The following is a 15,501-nucleotide window of genomic DNA, read 5'->3' on the forward strand; positions in this document are numbered from 1 at the left end:
CTCCTAGGCTAGGTCCTGCGGATCAAGTCGAGGTTCGTCGCCATGTCAGCCCCACTTCATCTCGCCCTTGGCGACCTTGGAACCGATATCGAGGGCGACGCCCATATCGAGGCCGGGGAAGCGCGCCTCCATGGCTGCCTTTAGCGCGGCGCTGTCGGCCGCTTTGCTCAGTTCTTCCTCGAAGGCGAGAAGATAGGACTTGGTGAATTCCACCGCCGAAGCACCGGTTGCGGCATCGGAAGCCATATGGCCAGGCACCACGACGGCGGGCTTGCGGGCGGCAATCGCCTCCAGCGTCTTGACCCAGGCGGCGCGGCTTTCCTTGGTCTGCGTGTCGGCGGTCCAGACATGGACACCCGCGAAGATCATCACGCCACCGAACACGGCATTGAGCGACGGCACGAACAGGTATCGGCGGTTGGCGAGCCCTTCTTCCGCATTGACGATCTCGATCGTCTCGCCGTCGACACTAAGCGTTGGGCCGTCGAATGCTTCGGGCAGAACGATGTCGGACAGCGCCTGGGGGCCGTTTTCCTTCAATTGCGGGCCCCAGACCGCGAGCTTTTTCTCCACACTTCCTTTGATGGCTTCGAGCGTGGCGGAGGCAGCAATCACTTTTGCCTCCGGGAAGGCTTCCCGCACCGGCTTCAGGCCGAAGTAGTAATCGGGATCGGACTGGCTGACATAGATGGTCGTCAGCTTCTTGCCGGTGGCCTTGATGGCCTCGGCCAGCGCCTTTCCGTCCGGATAGGTGAAGCCGCCGTCGATCAGCAGGGCCTCGCTTGGCCCGGACACCAGCACGGGCGCGCGGAAGAAGCCGTTCGGACCCGCCGGGAAATGTTTCCAGCCAAGAGTGGTGCCCGCGGCTTGGCCGCGCTCGGCGGGGGCGAATACGGCGGCTGCGCCGAGGGCCAATGAGGTCTTCATGATCTGTCTCCTCGTGAACATGGAATAGCTCCTTTGACTGAAATAGGGGTCAGGCCGCGTGGCGTGGCCAACTGTCCGAGAGGAAGAGGGCAAGCCACGGTTGCGCCCCTGATGGAGAGAACAGGGCAGAGGTAACTCCTCTGGATTAATTGATAAATCTCCTATAATAATACAGACTGTATGCTGTAAGCTTACAATCAAACTGACGGCGTCCCGTGGAACCAATCAACCTCAACCGCCTCGCCTATTTTGCTACCGTCATCGACGCAGGCTCGTTTACCCGGGCAGCCGAGCGACTTGGCATCACGAAAGCCGTTGTCAGCCAACAGGTCGCCCGCCTTGAAGCCGAACTGCAGACCACGCTTCTCGTGCGCACGACGCGGAGGCTCGAGCCGACCGAAGCAGGCCGTCTTTTGCATGCACGTTGCGTTCTGATCCTGCGGGACGTTGAAGAGGCTGTCGCCGAGGTTGGCGAGGGCAACACCGAAGTGGCCGGCGTGCTGCGCGTTTCTGCGTCCAATGACTACGGCGCGATCGTGCTGGCCCCGATCGCCGCCCGCTTTCGGCAGAAATTTCCGGCCTGCGGCGTCGAACTGTTCATTTCCGATGCGATAATTGATTTGATCGGCAACAAGATAGACCTGTCCATCCGCGTCGGCTGGCTGGAAGACTCCAGCCAACAGGCGCGACGCATCGGCACCTTCCGGCAAATCCTGGTCGCATCGCGGGATTTCGCCGCCGGGGTCAAGGTAGACGAACCGGAAGACCTTTCTTCCTTGCCGCTCGTTGCCAATTCCGTTCTTCGCAAGCCGTTCACCTGGAGCTTCAGCCGAGGCGATTTCGAGCGGCGCACCATCACCATGCGCGAGACGTTCTCCATCAACTCGACCCCAGCCGTCCTGGAAGCGACGCTCGCCGGCGGCGGTCTCGCAGTTCTGCCGGACTATCTGGTCGTCGATTATCTATCGCAGGGCCGTCTCGTCCATATGCTCCCGAACTGGACGCTGCCCTCCGGCGGCATTCACGTCGTCTATCCGGCGGCGCGCTTTCGCCCGCAAAAAGTGACGCGGTTCGTGTCGATGCTCATGGAACAGATTCGGGAATAAAAGCAATTTGTCCCGAGAGGCGCAGTCGTTCGACTGAGCGAAGGCTTCCGGCTCCGGTTGATGAGCCCTGCTCCGCTAGTTGTTGTGGAAGAACCGCCGGCGGAAATGCCGGTCGTTGTCCGGCCGTTTGCAGTTGTAGACCGGGCAGGATTTGGTGTCGGCGCTCGGCACATAGGCGCGCGCCCTCACCTCGCCCATGGTGCAGAATTGCTGGCTCTGCACATAGCGGTCGTAGAGCGGCAGCCCCGGCACCCGCGTCGACTGGTAGCGCAGGATGACCGCGCCCTGGCGCGCGATCGTCGACTGGACTTTGCCGCAACTCATATGCGTCGGATCGTAGCGCGAGATAGCCTGCGCCTCGGCGGCCACCAGCGTCAGGCAGGCGGCAAGCACTATGGTTTTCATGGTCTCCTCCCCTGATCCGCCGCCCCAGGGACAGCGATCTGTCGCAACGGTTTCACCAGATTGGGGCGGCCGTTGGGCGGTCTTCGCATCACGGCTTTCTCACGCAGTCTTGTTTTTCGTGCGAAACCAGCCTATATCAGCCCCATTGATATTTCGGCCGATCGATCCGGGCCTCGCGATCTTCGCGTTTGCTGACGTCTATCTCCAAAATCTCGATGCACACCGGCTGGACATTGGTCTGGTCAAACTAAAGCAAATGTTGAAGGACTATCTAAAATGGCAACTGGAACGGTCAAGTGGTTCAACGCCACCAAGGGCTTCGGCTTCATCCAGCCTGACGCGGGCGGCGCGGACGTTTTCGTTCACATCTCCGCAGTCGAGCGTGCTGGACTGTCGACCCTGGTCGAAGGCCAGAAGATCAACTTCGAGATCGAGCAGGACCGCCGCACTGGCAAGTCGTCCGCTGGTTCTCTGAGCAAGGCAGCCTGATTTTGCGAATGGCGCGCGCCGGGCGAGAGCCCGGGGCGTGCGGCAAGTCACGGATGTACTGACGGTCGTGCGAGAAGCGCGCCCGGAGCGGAAAGACCCGACACGCTGGAACAGCAGATAGCTGCCAGCCCGGACCGGACGCTCCCGATCAGGCTACCAAGGATGGGAAGGCGGGATTTATCCCGCCTTTTTGTTGTCTGGGGTTGAGCCATTTCGCTTCGCAACTCCGATCATGTTATTTTCAATTCATGACCAAGCTCGAACAGATCGAAAGATCCATCACAGCCCTAAGCCCCAAAGAGCTGAAGGCCTTTGCCAAATGGTTCGAGGCGTTCCAGGCAGATGTATGGGATATGCAGATCGAGGCCGACGCCAAGGCTGGCAGGCTCGATAAGCTTGCCGAGCAGGCTTTGGCTGAGGTTCGCGTGGGCAGAACCCGGCCTCTTTGAATCACGTCCTCAATCATCGACAATTGGCGAAAGCAGCGAAGCTGCCTCGTTCTCCCCGTTAACGGGGAGAAGTGCCCGGCAGGGCGATGAGGGGCAGCACCGACGCTTCAAGAGGAACCATCGCAGAGCCAAGCACACGGAGGCTGGCGCCGCCCCTCATCTGGCTGCCGCCATCTTCTCCCCGTAAACGGGGAGAAGGACGCTCCGTTACCCCACCCATCCGATCGGCACATGCCCGGGATCCTTCTCCACGCGGCCAAGCCAGGCCGCGACGGCCGGATAGGCGTCGAGCTGGAAGCCGCCCTGCTCCGCCGTATGCGTGTAGGCATAGAGCGCGATGTCAGCGACGCTGAAAGCGCCGCCAGCGAAGAAGGCGTTGTTCTCCAGATATGCGTTCATCACGCCGAGCGCCTTGTTGCCGCGCTCCAGCGTCACCGCCAGCCGCTCCGGCGTCGCATCGCTGGCCCGTTCAGGAAAGGTCAGCAGCGCCTTGCGCACGGCGATATAGGGCTCGTGGCTGTACTGCTCGAAGAACAGCCATTGATAGGCGAGCCCGCGCTCGTATTTGTCCCCCGGCAGGAAGCGCGTACCTTCGGCGAGATAGAGCAGGATGGCGTTGGACTCGGCCAGCCGGCGGCCGTCGTCGAGCTCGAGCAGCGGCACCATGGCGTTCGGGTTCTTGGCGACAAAGTCGGCTTTTCGCGTGTCGCCGGTATGCGAACTCACCTCGATCGTGGTGAAGGCGAGGCCAAGCTTGGCCATCAGCAGGCGCGGCTTGTAGCAATTGCCGCTGTCGATCATGCTGTAAAGTATCATGGACGGTCCCCGGAGCGCTGCCTTCTGCAGGCGATTATCGCAGCGGCGGCGTCCTCAACCAATGATTTGTTTTGGCGCAACCATCAGCGTCGCTGATGCAAAGTCCTGGCAAAGAGCGGCACGACCTTGTTGTCGAAGCCCAGCAGCGCGTCGATCACGAGCGGCTCCTCGTTGAAGATGGTGCCGGCCAGCGCCGGCCTAGCCAGAAGAAAGCCCTGCAGCAGGTCGACGCCGGCTTCGAGCGCGACGCGCAGATGGACGGGTTGCTCGATGCCTTCGACCAGCACCCTGGCGCCGCGATCGTGCAGGCTGGACACCAGCGGGCGGAAGAAGCGTTCGGCAGCGGCGTGGCGGCAGAACTCCGCGAACCAGCCGCCATCGATCTTGACGATATCAGGCTTGAGCAGGCTCACCCGCTCCTCGGTCGAATGACCGGTGCCGAAATCGTCGATGGCGATGCGGATGCCGTCGCGCCGCATTTCGCGCACCAGTCGGGCGAGAAGCGAGTCGTCCGCCGCCTGTTCTGTGATTTCGCAGACCAGCATGCCGGGGGCAAGGCCGAGTTCGCCGAGATGCCGGCTCATCAGCCGGATCTCGGCCAGCGCCCGCCCGGGATGGTCGTTGATCATCGGATTGTAGTTGAAGAACAGATCGAGCCCGTCGACGCCGATGTTGTGGAAATTCCTGAGATGCAGCACCCGGCACATGGTCTCGACAAACAGCCGGTCCGAAGCAGTGACGCTTTCGAAGAACGCCCGCGGCGAGCCTGCGCGGCCGGCACGGTGCGGCTCGATCAGGCCCTCGACCGCCACTGCGTGCAGCGAGCGCCCAAGCGGTGCGAAGATCGGCTGGTAGGCGCTGCGCAAGCGGTATTCGCCATGGACGCCATATTCGATGCCGATCTCGTCGGCGAAGATCGCATCGCCGACATTGCGCCGCCGCTCGAGCCTCATGGCGCGACCCGGCGCCCGAAGGCTTTTGCCGGCCGCCCCGCATGTGGTGAGGCCGGAGTTGCCGGTGCGGCAGTCACGGGGGCAGCTTCCGGCGTGGTTTTGCCGAACACGCGAAAGCTGGTCGGCGCCAGTTCCGGCCGCGCCAGCACGAAGCCCTGGACCATCGAAGCGCCGGACTTCTCGGCAAGCTCCAGTTGCCACCCCTCCTCGATACCCTCGAACACGGTGCGGATGCCCTGATCCTCGAAGGTTCTCACCATGGTGGTCAGGAGCGCGAAGCCGGCGCCGGATTCCATCAGCTGGTTGATCCAGTAGGCGTCGAACTTGACGATGTCGGGCTTCAACTCCTTGATGCGGTGGATGTCGGAATCATCGGCGCCATAGTCATCGACCGCGATGCGGAAGCCGTTGCCCCTGAGGGCGGCGACAAAGCCATGCAGGGCCTCCTGAGATGCCGACTTCTGCTCGGTCACCTCGCACACGACTCGGCCGGGATCGATGCCGGCCTCGTGCAGCACCAGCCGCATTTCGCGCAAGGCATTGTCGGCGACCGACCGCTCGGTGAACACCGACGGGTCGAAATTGACGAAGATCGACGCCTCCTGCGGCAGGCAGGCGCCGGCGTTGAGCAGATGCAGCGTCCTGGTCAGCGCCTCGACATGCAGGCGGTCTCCGGCCGGACAGGTCGAGAAGAAGGCCATCGGCGATTGCGGCTCGCCGTCGCGGAACGGCCGGATCAGCCCTTCGAAGGCGGCAACCGACAGCTTGCCCTCCTTGAAGGCGAAGATCGGCTGGAAGGCACTTTGCAGCGTGTAGATACCCCAGACACCTGTGGAGGTGCCGTCATCATGACGGATGATATGGGCAAGCCCGATGCTGCGCGACACGGTTCCTCGCTCCGCAATTGGATTGCGATCCTGTCATGCAAGCCTCTACCGCCCGTTAATGAATTTAGTGTTGCCGATCACAGCTCGAATCACAGCCACTTGACGGCTGGATCAGCCAACAATGCTTGCACTGAGCGAAATCATGCGACATGAGAAGCGCCGCGGCCGCTCCTGGTCGCGCCGATCTTCTCAAGGAGAGACTGAGGTCATGGCCTTTCTTGCCGACACCCTTTCCCGCGTAAAGCCTTCCGCCACCATCGCGGTGACGCAGAAAGCCCGCGAGCTGAAAAATGCCGGCCGTGACATTATCGGCCTCGGCGCCGGCGAGCCGGATTTCGACACGCCCGACAACATCAAGAACGCGGCGATCGAGGCGATCCGCCGTGGCGAGACCAAGTATCCGCCGGTCTCGGGCATCGTGCCGCTGCGCGAGGCGATCGCCAAAAAGTTCAAGCGCGAGAACAATCTCGACTACAAGCCCGAGCAGACCATTGTCGGCACCGGCGGCAAGCAGATCCTGTTCAACGCCTTCATGGCGACGCTGAACCCCGGCGACGAGGTCATCATCCCGCGCCCCTATTGGGTCAGCTACCCCGAAATGGTGGCGATCTGCGGCGGCACGTCGGTGTTCGCCGACACCTCGATCGAGAATGGTTTCAAGCTGACGGCCGCGGTGCTGGAAAAGGCGATCACCCCGAAGACCAAATGGCTGCTGATGAACTCGCCGTCGAACCCGTCGGGCGCCGCCTACACGGAAGCGGAGCTGCGCGCGCTGGCTGATGTGCTGCTCAAGCATCCGCATGTCTGGACGCTGACCGACGACATGTACGAGCACCTGACCTATGGCGACTTCGTCTTCAAGACCATCGCCGAGGTCGAGCCGAAGCTCTACGAGCGCACGCTGACCATGAACGGCGTCTCGAAAGCCTATGCCATGACCGGCTGGCGCATCGGCTATGCCGCCGGTCCCGTCCAGCTGATCAAGGCGATGGACATGATCCAGGGCCAGCAGACCTCGGGCGCCTGCACCATCGCCCAATGGGCTTCCGTCGAGGCGCTCAACGGCCCGCAGGACTTCATCGCCAAGAACAAGGCGATCTTCCAGGGGCGGCGAGATCTGGTCGTCTCGATGCTCAACCAGGCGCGCGGCATCTCTTGCCCCTCGCCTGAAGGCGCTTTTTACGTCTATCCGTCCTGCGCTCAGCTGATCGGCAAGAAGACCAAGGCCGGCAAGGTGATCGACACCGACGAGGCCTTCTGCTCGGAACTGCTCGAGGCCGAAGGCGTGGCGGTGGTGTTCGGCTCGGCCTTCGGCCTCGGCCCCAACTTCCGCATCTCCTACGCCACCTCGGAGACGCTGCTGGAGGAAGCCTGCACGCGCATCCAGCGTTTTACGGCGTCGCTGACCTGATCAGCGCAGCCTGAAATGCAAAAACCCGGCGTCGTCGCCGGGTTTTTTGTTGGAGACGAAGCAACTCACGCCTGCTGCTTCGCCTCCCTGGCCGAACGCGCCTCGGCCGGCGCGAGCACAGCGATCAACAGGGCAGCGGTAAGGAACGCGCCGATCGCGGCCGTCAGCATCGCCGCGTGGAAGCCACCGGCATAGGCGATGGCGAACAGCTGATGCACACCACCCTCGCCTATCGCCGCATCGGTTGCGAAATCATGCCGTGAGATGGCGGCGCGGGCCACCGCTTGGGCATTGGCGACACCGGCATCGCTGAGGTATCCGGTCAGCAGGTTCGTCGCCCGCATGCTCATCAAGGCGCCAAGCAGCGCGATGCCGATGGCAAGCCCGCTCTGGCGTGTTGCATTGATGACCGCCGACACCATGCCTGAACGCTCGCGTGGCGCATAAGACATGGCGGCGGCACTTCCGGTCGGGATCGCCAGCGAATTGCCGAGGCCGCCAATCGCGAACAGAGCGCACAGCACCCAATACGGTGTCGACGGTCCGGCCCAGCACATGCCGAGCAACGAGAGGCCGATCAGGACATAGCCCGCTGTCATCAGCGCCGAATGGCCGTACCGGGCACTGAGCCTGCCGACAAAAGGCGATACCACCATCTGGACGATGAAGGCCGGCGCCATGCGCAGGCCGGTCTGCGTCGGCGACCAGCCTTGCACCTGCTGCAGGAACATCGAGAAGAAAAAGACGCTGGTGTAGGAGGTGAAGCCGAGCGCGAACGAGGCCACGTTGGCGACGGCAAAGCGCACGTCGCGAAACAGGCCGAGCGGCAGCATCGGCCGAGCCGTGCGTGCCTCGAAGCCAAGGAAGACTGCCAGGCCCACGACACCCGCGATGATGGCCGTGATGGTCGTGGGATCACTCCAGCCGGTCTCGCCGGCCGAGATCAGGCCGAAGGTCAGCGCACCGAGCCACAGGATCGAGAGCGCCAGGCCGACAAGGTCGAGATGGGCATGTTCGGGATGCGCCGTCTCCTCGATCGAAATGGCACCGAGCACGATGGTGAAAAGGCCAAGCGGCAGGTTGATCAGGAAGATGCTTTGCCAGCCAACGGTCTGTACCAATATGCCGCCCAGCACGGGACCGACCAGCAGCGAAATGGCCGCGAAAGAAGCCCAGCCGCCGATAACGCCGGCGCGTTCGCGCGGATCCGGGAAGGCCTGCGTCAGGATCGAAAGCGCGCCCGGAATGAGCAGCGAGCCGGCAATGCCTTGCACCACCCGGCCGGCCAGCAGCGCCGTCAGATTGGGCGCAACGGCGCAGATCAGCGAGCCGGCCACGAAGATGCCGACGCCGGCCAGCCAAGAGCGCTTGCGGCCATAGCGGTCGCCGATCAGCCCCGACGACAGCATGAAGGCCGACAGGCACAGCGTGTAGGCATCGACCACCCATTGCAGGCCGCCGAAATCGGTGTGCAGCGCCTGCTGGATGGTCGGCAGCGCGACATTGACGATGCTGACGTCGAGCAAAGCGACGAACGAGCCGAGATAGACGGCGGCAACGAGCGGCAGGCGGTTCTTCGGCATGACTATTTCCAAATATGAGTTTACAGTCACCTACATCACTGACTGACGGTCAGTCAACAATGCTAAACCACTTTGGAACCATTATAAAAAGCTTGTCTCCGCCACCAGATGCAGGATAATGGCAACCGATAAGCCAGCGCTGCGAAAGAACCGAATGGTGAGTGGAATCATATGCCTGTCATTGCCAGAAAGGCACTGAAACCACGCACCAAGCCGGCCGAAGTGCGCCGCGAAGACATCCTGCGGGCAGCGACTTCGCTGTTCATTGCCGGGGGTGTCGGCACCACGACGATCGACGAGATCGCCAGCCGGGCCGAAGTGGCCAAGGGCACCTTCTATCTCTATTTCACCTCCAAGGAGGATGTCGTCACTGCCCTGCGCGAGCGCTTCGTCAGTGGATTTCGCGCCCGCATCCTGAGCGCCATCGACGCCTGCTCGCCCGATGACTGGACCGGGCGCCTGAAGGGCTTCGTCAGCGCCGGCATCGACGCCTATCTCGACGACCATCAGCTGCACGACGTCGTCTTCCACGACCACCGGCCCGACCAGCGGCAGATGAAAGGCGACAATCCGCTGCTGGGCGATCTCTCGAGGCTGCTGGCGGCCGGCACGAAAGCCGGCGCCTGGTCCGTCGACCATCCCGACCTCACCGCGATCGTCCTGTTCAACGGACTGCACGGCGCCGTCGATCACGCGATCGAACGCGGCGTGCGCGACGGCAGCGAACTCGCAGCAACCCTCGCGGCGCTGTTCCTGAGGATGTTGCGGCCCGAATAGGACTCAGCCGGCGTATTGTTCGCCGGAAACCGCTTCCAGCCAGTCGGCATGGACGCCGTCGAGCGCCTCCTGCATGGCGATATGCGTCATTGCCGTCTTCGCTCCGGCGCCATGCCAGTGCTTCTCGCCGGGCGCGAACCAGATGACGTCGCCGGCCCTTATCTGCTGGACGGGGCCATCCAATGTCTGGGCAAGCCCGGCGCCCGAGGTGACATAAAGTGTCTGGCCGAGCGGATGCGTGTGCCAGTGGGTGCGCGCACCGGGCTCGAAACTGACCAGCGTGGCCCTGAGACGCGCCGGCGCCTCCGCCTCTATGATCGGCGTCTGCAGAACCCGGCCGGTGAAGTATTTTTCCGGTGCTATGATGGTCGGCACGCTGCCGCAAGCAATGATCTTCATCGTCTGATCCTGAAACTGGTGGTGAAGCGACCGGCGGCAAACGCCGCTGCTTATCGGGGCAAAAGCCATTCTCGGCCGATATCATCCGAGGCGCAACCGGCCGTTTCGGTTGCCGTGACGAACATCCAGTTTTTCTCCTTAACCATGAACCTTCCGCGCATGGCGCATCGAGGCGAATGACGGCGAATTCAATGTCTTCTTAACGGCTGCCCTCTAGCCCTGTGCCTGCATTTCAGGGGGCGATGAGATGAGCATACTGGCGACGATCAAGGACCATAGCGGCCGGGTCTATCGCGGCATCCAGGCCCTGCTTTTGCTCAGCATCGGCGCGGCAGCACTCGGCGCCTTCGACATTTCGCGCAACCTGCCCTCGGATGGCGCCTTCGCCGTCTCGATCCTGGCCACCAGCCTTGCCTTGCTGGCGCTGATGTACATGCGCAGCAGCGTCGTCCACCGGCTGCGCTCGGCGGCGGCGGCCGAGGCGGAAAAGCATCATTTCCTGACCAGGGACGTCATGACCGGGGCGATGACCAGGCGCTATTTCCTCGAAGCGTTGCGCGACAGCCTGGGCACCATGCGCGACCGGCGCGAGGCGACCCTGCTTTTGATCGACGTCGATCACTTCAAGCAGCTCAACGACACGTTCGGGCATCAATTCGGCGACCTCGCTCTGGTGCACCTGGTCAAGGCCTCGGAACGCATCTTTGCCGGCGGCATGGTCGGGCGGCTCGGCGGCGACGAATTCGGCGTCATCATTCCGCATAGCCACCTCACCGCCATCAACAAGGATATCAGGCAATTGCTCGATACGATGCGGGCCGGCAAATCGCATGAAGGCAAGACCATTCCGCTCTCCATCTCGGTCGGCGTGGCGCTGGCGCCGGCCCATGCCTCCAACACGGCGGAACTGATGCTGGTTGCCGACCTGGCGCTCTATGAAAGCAAGGCGGCGGGCCGTGGCCGCGTCACCGTGTTCGACGAGGAGATGCTGTCCGACAAGCGCTACCGCCGCCTGGTCGAGCGGGAATTGCGCGCCGCCGTCTATCTCGGCGAGCTCGAGCTGCACTATCAGCCGATCGTCAACCCGGACGGGTCCACTTGTGCTTTCGAGGGCCTGATCCGCTGGCGCCATCCGGTTCGCGGGCTGATTTCGCCGGCCGAGTTCATTCCCATCGCCGAACGCTCGACGCTGATCGACATGCTGGGCGAATGGGTGTTCAAGCGGGCTTGCGCCGATGTCGGCCATTTCCCCGGGCGTCGCATCTCGATCAACGTCTCCGGCGAGCAGCTCAAGCGCGACGAGATCGTCACCATGTGCGACCGCGTGCTGAAGGAAACCGGCCGTTCGGCGGCGCAGTTCATCATCGAGATCACCGAGACGGTGGCGACCGCCGCCACGCCGGAAATCCTGCGGCGCCTCGAAGCCTTGCGCGGCCTCGGCTTCCACATCGCGCTCGACGATTTCGGCACCGGCCATTGCGGCTTCAACTATCTGAAAACTTTGCCCATCGACAGCATCAAGATCGACCGCTCCTACATCCGCAGCCTTGCCCATGACCAGGTGGCGCAGATCTTCGTTTCGGCGCTGGCCCAGATAGCGCGCATCCAGGACGTCACCATCGTGGCGGAAGGCGTCGAGACACAGGAAGAGTTCGCGCTGGCCAAGGCCGCCGGCTGCAACCGTTTCCAGGGCTATTTCTTCGGCAAGCCGGCGCCGCGCGACAAGGTGGCCCCCTTGGTCGCCCCCTTCCGCACCATCAATGCCGAACCCATGGCGCTGAGCGCCTGAGGACGCCGCAAGGCACCGGATTTCTATTTCCCTTGCCCTGCCGGCAAACAAGTGGGACGATGCTTTTGGGCAGGTGGCGACATGAAAAGAACCCCGCCCGCGACGGTCGAACAGGCCGGCCGCCGCTCAGGACCGATTGACCACGCCTGAACCATGCATGCCAGTCGGTCCCTAGGGAAACGCCTGAGTGGAGGTCAGCCATGGGTACTCGCGCCGGAGGACGACGCACGGGACCGAAATGCATTGCCATAGTCGGTCCCTTTGCAAGCGGTAAGACGACACTTCTCGAAGCCATATTGGCCCGTACGGGCGCCATTCCCCGACAAAATCCCGTTTCATCGGGCAGCACCGTTTCAGACCATTCGCCGGAGGCGCGCGCCCACGCCATGAGCGTCGAGGCGACCATCGCCACCACCGAATTCATGGGCGAGCAGATCACCTTCGTCGATTGTCCCGGCTCGATCGAATTCTCCTTCGAGGCCGAGCCGGTGCTGGCCGCTTGCGATCTCGCGGTGGTCGTGGCCGAGGCAGACGAAAAGAAGATCCCTGCTTTGCAGCTCATCATGCGCAAGCTTGATGATCTCGGCGTGCCGCGCATCCTGTTCCTCAACAAGGTCGACAAGGCGATCGCAGGCGTGCGCGACACGCTGAAGATGCTGCAGCCGGCAAGCTCCGTGCCGCTCCTGCTGCGCCAGATTCCGCTGCGCAAGGACGGCGTCGTCATCGGCTCGATCGATCTGGCGCTGGAGCGCGCCTACATCTACCGCGAATATGCCGAGAGCGAGGTGGCTCAGATACCGGGTGACGACAAGGCGCGCGAACTGGAAGCCCGCTTCTCCATGCTGGAGACGCTTGCCGACCATGACGACCAGTTGATGGAGCAGCTGCTCGAGGAGATCGAGCCGCCGAAGGACGAGATCTTCGACGACCTCGCCGCCGATCTGCGCGACGGCGCGGTGACGCCGGTGCTGATCGGCACCGCCGAGAAGGGCAATGGCGTGCTGCGCCTCTTGAAGGCGATCCGCCACGACGCGCCAGACATCGAGGCGACCCGCAAGCGCCTCGGCGCCCCGGAGGGCAGCGCTACGGTGGTCCAGGTGATGAAGACCATCCACACGCCGCATGGCGGCAAGCTGTCGGTGTCGCGCATCCTGTCCGGCCAGGTTGCAGACGGCTCCGAACTATGGCTCCCTGGCGGCGACACCGCCAAGGTTTCCGGCATCTACAAGATGCTCGGCAAGGATCAGTTCAAGCTCGCCGCCGCCAAGGCCGGCGACACCGTGGCGCTGGGCAAGCTGGACGAGGTCAAGACCGGCCAGACGCTGACCTCGGCCAAGAGCGGCACCAAACAGCTGTTCGCGTTCGAGCCGCCGCAGCCGGTCTTCGCCTTCGCGCTGCGGCCGAAGGAACGCAAGGATGAGGTCAAGATGTCGGCCGCCATCCAGCGGCTGGCCGAGGAGGATCCCTCGCTCAGCCTGCGCCACAACCAAGACTCGGCCGAGACGGTGCTGTCTGGCCACGGCGAGATGCATCTGCGCGTCGTGCGCGAGCGGCTGGAGGGCAAGAACCAGATCCCGGTCGAAGGCCACGCGCCGGCAGTGCCCTACCGCGAGACGATCCGCAAACCAGTGCAGCAGCGCGGCCGCCACAAGAAACAGTCGGGCGGCCATGGCCAGTTCGGCGATGTGGTGATCGAGATCAAGCCGCTGCCGCGCGGCTCCGGCTTCCAGTTCACCGACACCATCACCGGTGGCGTCGTGCCGAAAACCTACATCCAGTCGGTCGAGACCGGCGTGCGCGATTACCTGAAGACGGGCCCGCTCGGTTTCCCGGTCGTCGACGTCGCCGTCAACCTGTCGGACGGCTCCTACCATGCGGTCGATTCCTCCGACATGGCCTTCCAGATGGCGGCGAAGCTGGCGATGAAGGAAGGCATGGCCGCCTGCTCGCCGGTGCTGCTGGAGCCGGTGATGAAGGTCGAGATCGTCACGCCATCCGACGCGACCTCGAAGATCATCGCGTTGATCCCGCAGCGGCGTGGCCAGATCCTCGGCTATGATGCGCGGGCCGACTGGCCGGGCTGGGATGTCGTCGAGGCGACCATGCCGCAGGCCGAGATCGGCGACCTGATCATCGAACTGCGCTCGGCGACCGCGGGTGTCGCCAGCTATCGCGCCGCTTTCGACCATATGGCCGAACTTACCGGCCGTCTCGCCGACGAAGCGATGAACGCCAACGGCAAGGCCGCGTAATCTTGATCCCGACACAACGCCCCTCGAAAGTTCGAGGGGGCAAAAACGAAAAACGACGCCCGGGGAGCCGGACGTCGTTTTGTTTGCGGACCGTTTTCTTGGGAGGGGAGACGGCAGGTCCGCCGCATGTACAGTCGCCGCGCTTTCGGCGGAAAAAGGTTCGGACGCGGTAGCCGCCTGAGCCCGGGCCGTACGAGTGATGCCCCCATCTCCCGTCCGCACCACACCGCGTCCTATGCTCTACATAGCAGCGGAAGGCATCGTTGTCATGTTACCAGAGGTTACATGACACTGTTACGCGGCAATTCTCGTGAAATTCTCAGCCGCGCCGGCAGGGTCCGGGCAACAAAAAAGCCGGATCAACGAAGATCCGGCTGAGTTTGATTGGAAGTGCCTGTTAAGGCTAACCTCCAGAGGGGAACACTCGAGGGCGCTAATGGGAGGAGAACGCGCCCAGGAGATGATCTATATATCTGCTCTTCATGCCCAAGAAACAAGCATCTATTTTGCAACACACGCATGCAAAAAGATGCAGGCTGTGGTCTAACCCATTCCGAGAGCCAATAGGACCAGCAAAAATCGCCGAAATCGGGCGCGCGGCAGGGTCATTGTCACTACAGAATCGCGATTGCGACCGGTTTTTCGCTTCGAAATGCCAAAACCGGGCAATGATGCGGAAGCAGGCAGCAGGCGTTCATTTCTAAGGCAATGAGGAGGAAGCAGCCAATGCGGACGTTTTCGGCGATTGCCGGCAGCGCTATTTTCCTGATTGCAGCACCGGGCGTGGTTGCCGGACTTGTCCCCTGGCTGCTCAGCGATCGTTGGGGCTTGCCCTGGTCCGCCGTGCCGGGCTTCGTCCTTGCCGGCGGCGTCCTCATCGTCGCAGCGGCCGCCGTGCTGCTGCATGCCTTCGCCCGTTTCGCGCTCGAGGGGTTGGGCACGCCGGCCCCCGTCGCGCCGACCGAGAAGCTGGTCATCGGCGGCATCTACCGCCACGTCCGCAATCCGATGTATGTCGCCGTGCTGTCGATCATCATCGGCCAGGCGCTGCTGTTTTCCAGTTGGACGCTTGTCGCCTATGCCGTCATCGGCGCTGGGGTCATGGGCTCGTTCGTCAGGCTCTACGAGGAGCCGACGCTCGCCAACCGCTACGGCGCTGAATACGAAACCTACCGCCGCAACGTCCCCGGCTGGCTGCCGCGCCTGACGCCTTGGCGGGAGTGAACCAAACAGCACCGCCCAGGGCGTGTTGAGATTC

General features: G+C 63.0%; 15 protein-coding genes. 8 read left to right on the top strand and 7 right to left on the bottom strand.

Annotation, left to right across the window (positions count from 1 at the left end):
* Positions 1–45: 45 nt before the first annotated feature.
* The gene (locus AC1DX4_RS28665; protein WP_477223504.1) at positions 46–948 is read right to left on the bottom strand and encodes an MBL fold metallo-hydrolase; all 903 of its coding nucleotides are present in this window, start codon (positions 946–948) and stop codon (positions 46–48) included.
* Between the two features lie 194 nt (positions 949–1,142).
* Here AC1DX4_RS28665 and AC1DX4_RS28670 point away from each other — a divergent pair, with 194 nt between their 5' ends.
* Positions 1,143–2,033, top strand: coding sequence for a LysR family transcriptional regulator (locus tag AC1DX4_RS28670; RefSeq protein WP_477223505.1), 891 nt, complete (start codon positions 1,143–1,145; stop codon positions 2,031–2,033).
* Between the two features lie 75 nt (positions 2,034–2,108).
* Here AC1DX4_RS28670 and AC1DX4_RS28675 read toward each other — a convergent pair whose 3' ends face one another.
* Positions 2,109–2,438: a hypothetical protein gene (locus AC1DX4_RS28675; protein ID WP_477223506.1), complete on the bottom strand. Its 330-nt coding sequence runs from the start codon at positions 2,436–2,438 to the stop codon at positions 2,109–2,111.
* Between the two features lie 276 nt (positions 2,439–2,714).
* Between AC1DX4_RS28675 and AC1DX4_RS28680 the strand changes: the two genes are divergently transcribed.
* Together AC1DX4_RS28680 and AC1DX4_RS28685 are read left to right on the top strand one after the other, a co-directional pair.
* Positions 2,715–2,927 carry a cold-shock protein gene (locus AC1DX4_RS28680; protein WP_010910991.1) on the top strand — a complete coding sequence of 71 codons (213 nt, stop codon included), beginning with the start codon at positions 2,715–2,717 and terminating at the stop codon, positions 2,925–2,927.
* Between the two features lie 248 nt (positions 2,928–3,175).
* Positions 3,176–3,376 (top strand): hypothetical protein, encoded by a 201-nt coding sequence (locus AC1DX4_RS28685; RefSeq protein ID WP_477223507.1) that lies wholly within the window; start codon positions 3,176–3,178, stop codon positions 3,374–3,376.
* A gap of 207 nt (positions 3,377–3,583) precedes the next feature.
* On the opposite strand, the gene AC1DX4_RS28690 is transcribed toward AC1DX4_RS28685, so the two are convergent.
* From AC1DX4_RS28690 to AC1DX4_RS28700, 3 genes are all read right to left on the bottom strand, one after another.
* The gene (locus AC1DX4_RS28690) at positions 3,584–4,192 is read right to left on the bottom strand and encodes a glutathione S-transferase family protein (protein WP_477223508.1); all 609 of its coding nucleotides are present in this window, start codon (positions 4,190–4,192) and stop codon (positions 3,584–3,586) included.
* An 83-nt stretch (positions 4,193–4,275) separates the two neighbouring features.
* A complete protein-coding gene (locus AC1DX4_RS28695; RefSeq protein ID WP_477223509.1) occupies positions 4,276–5,145 on the bottom strand; it encodes an EAL domain-containing protein in 870 nt (289 codons plus the stop codon).
* Positions 5,142–6,032: an EAL domain-containing protein gene (locus AC1DX4_RS28700; RefSeq protein WP_477223510.1), complete on the bottom strand. Its 891-nt coding sequence runs from the start codon at positions 6,030–6,032 to the stop codon at positions 5,142–5,144. The genes AC1DX4_RS28695 and AC1DX4_RS28700 overlap by 4 nt, the downstream gene beginning before the upstream one ends.
* Positions 6,033–6,240: 208 nt before the next feature.
* Here AC1DX4_RS28700 and AC1DX4_RS28705 point away from each other — a divergent pair, with 208 nt between their 5' ends.
* Positions 6,241–7,443, top strand: a complete 1,203-nt coding sequence (locus AC1DX4_RS28705) for a pyridoxal phosphate-dependent aminotransferase (protein ID WP_477223511.1) — start codon at positions 6,241–6,243, stop codon at positions 7,441–7,443.
* 65 nt (positions 7,444–7,508) lie between these two features.
* On the opposite strand, the gene AC1DX4_RS28710 is transcribed toward AC1DX4_RS28705, so the two are convergent.
* Positions 7,509–9,026: an MFS transporter gene (locus AC1DX4_RS28710; protein WP_477223512.1), complete on the bottom strand. Its 1,518-nt coding sequence runs from the start codon at positions 9,024–9,026 to the stop codon at positions 7,509–7,511.
* Between the two features lie 171 nt (positions 9,027–9,197).
* On the opposite strand from AC1DX4_RS28710, the gene AC1DX4_RS28715 reads away from it, so the two are divergent.
* Positions 9,198–9,803 (top strand): TetR/AcrR family transcriptional regulator, encoded by a 606-nt coding sequence (locus tag AC1DX4_RS28715; protein ID WP_477223513.1) that lies wholly within the window; start codon positions 9,198–9,200, stop codon positions 9,801–9,803.
* A gap of 3 nt (positions 9,804–9,806) precedes the next feature.
* On the opposite strand, the gene AC1DX4_RS28720 is transcribed toward AC1DX4_RS28715, so the two are convergent.
* Complete coding sequence (locus tag AC1DX4_RS28720; RefSeq protein ID WP_477223514.1) at positions 9,807–10,202, bottom strand: (R)-mandelonitrile lyase; 396 nt, start codon at positions 10,200–10,202, stop codon at positions 9,807–9,809.
* Between the two features lie 247 nt (positions 10,203–10,449).
* On the opposite strand from AC1DX4_RS28720, the gene AC1DX4_RS28725 reads away from it, so the two are divergent.
* From AC1DX4_RS28725 to AC1DX4_RS28735, 3 genes are all read left to right on the top strand, one after another.
* The gene (locus tag AC1DX4_RS28725; RefSeq protein ID WP_477223515.1) at positions 10,450–11,991 is read left to right on the top strand and encodes a putative bifunctional diguanylate cyclase/phosphodiesterase; all 1,542 of its coding nucleotides are present in this window, start codon (positions 10,450–10,452) and stop codon (positions 11,989–11,991) included.
* A 200-nt stretch (positions 11,992–12,191) separates the two neighbouring features.
* Complete coding sequence (locus AC1DX4_RS28730) at positions 12,192–14,243, top strand: elongation factor G (RefSeq protein ID WP_477223516.1); 2,052 nt, start codon at positions 12,192–12,194, stop codon at positions 14,241–14,243.
* Between the two features lie 726 nt (positions 14,244–14,969).
* Positions 14,970–15,467: a methyltransferase family protein gene (locus tag AC1DX4_RS28735; RefSeq protein WP_477223517.1), complete on the top strand. Its 498-nt coding sequence runs from the start codon at positions 14,970–14,972 to the stop codon at positions 15,465–15,467.
* Positions 15,468–15,501: the final 34 nt, after the last annotated feature.

The sequence above is a fragment of the Mesorhizobium sp. P3_A8 genome, from assembly GCF_056402995.1.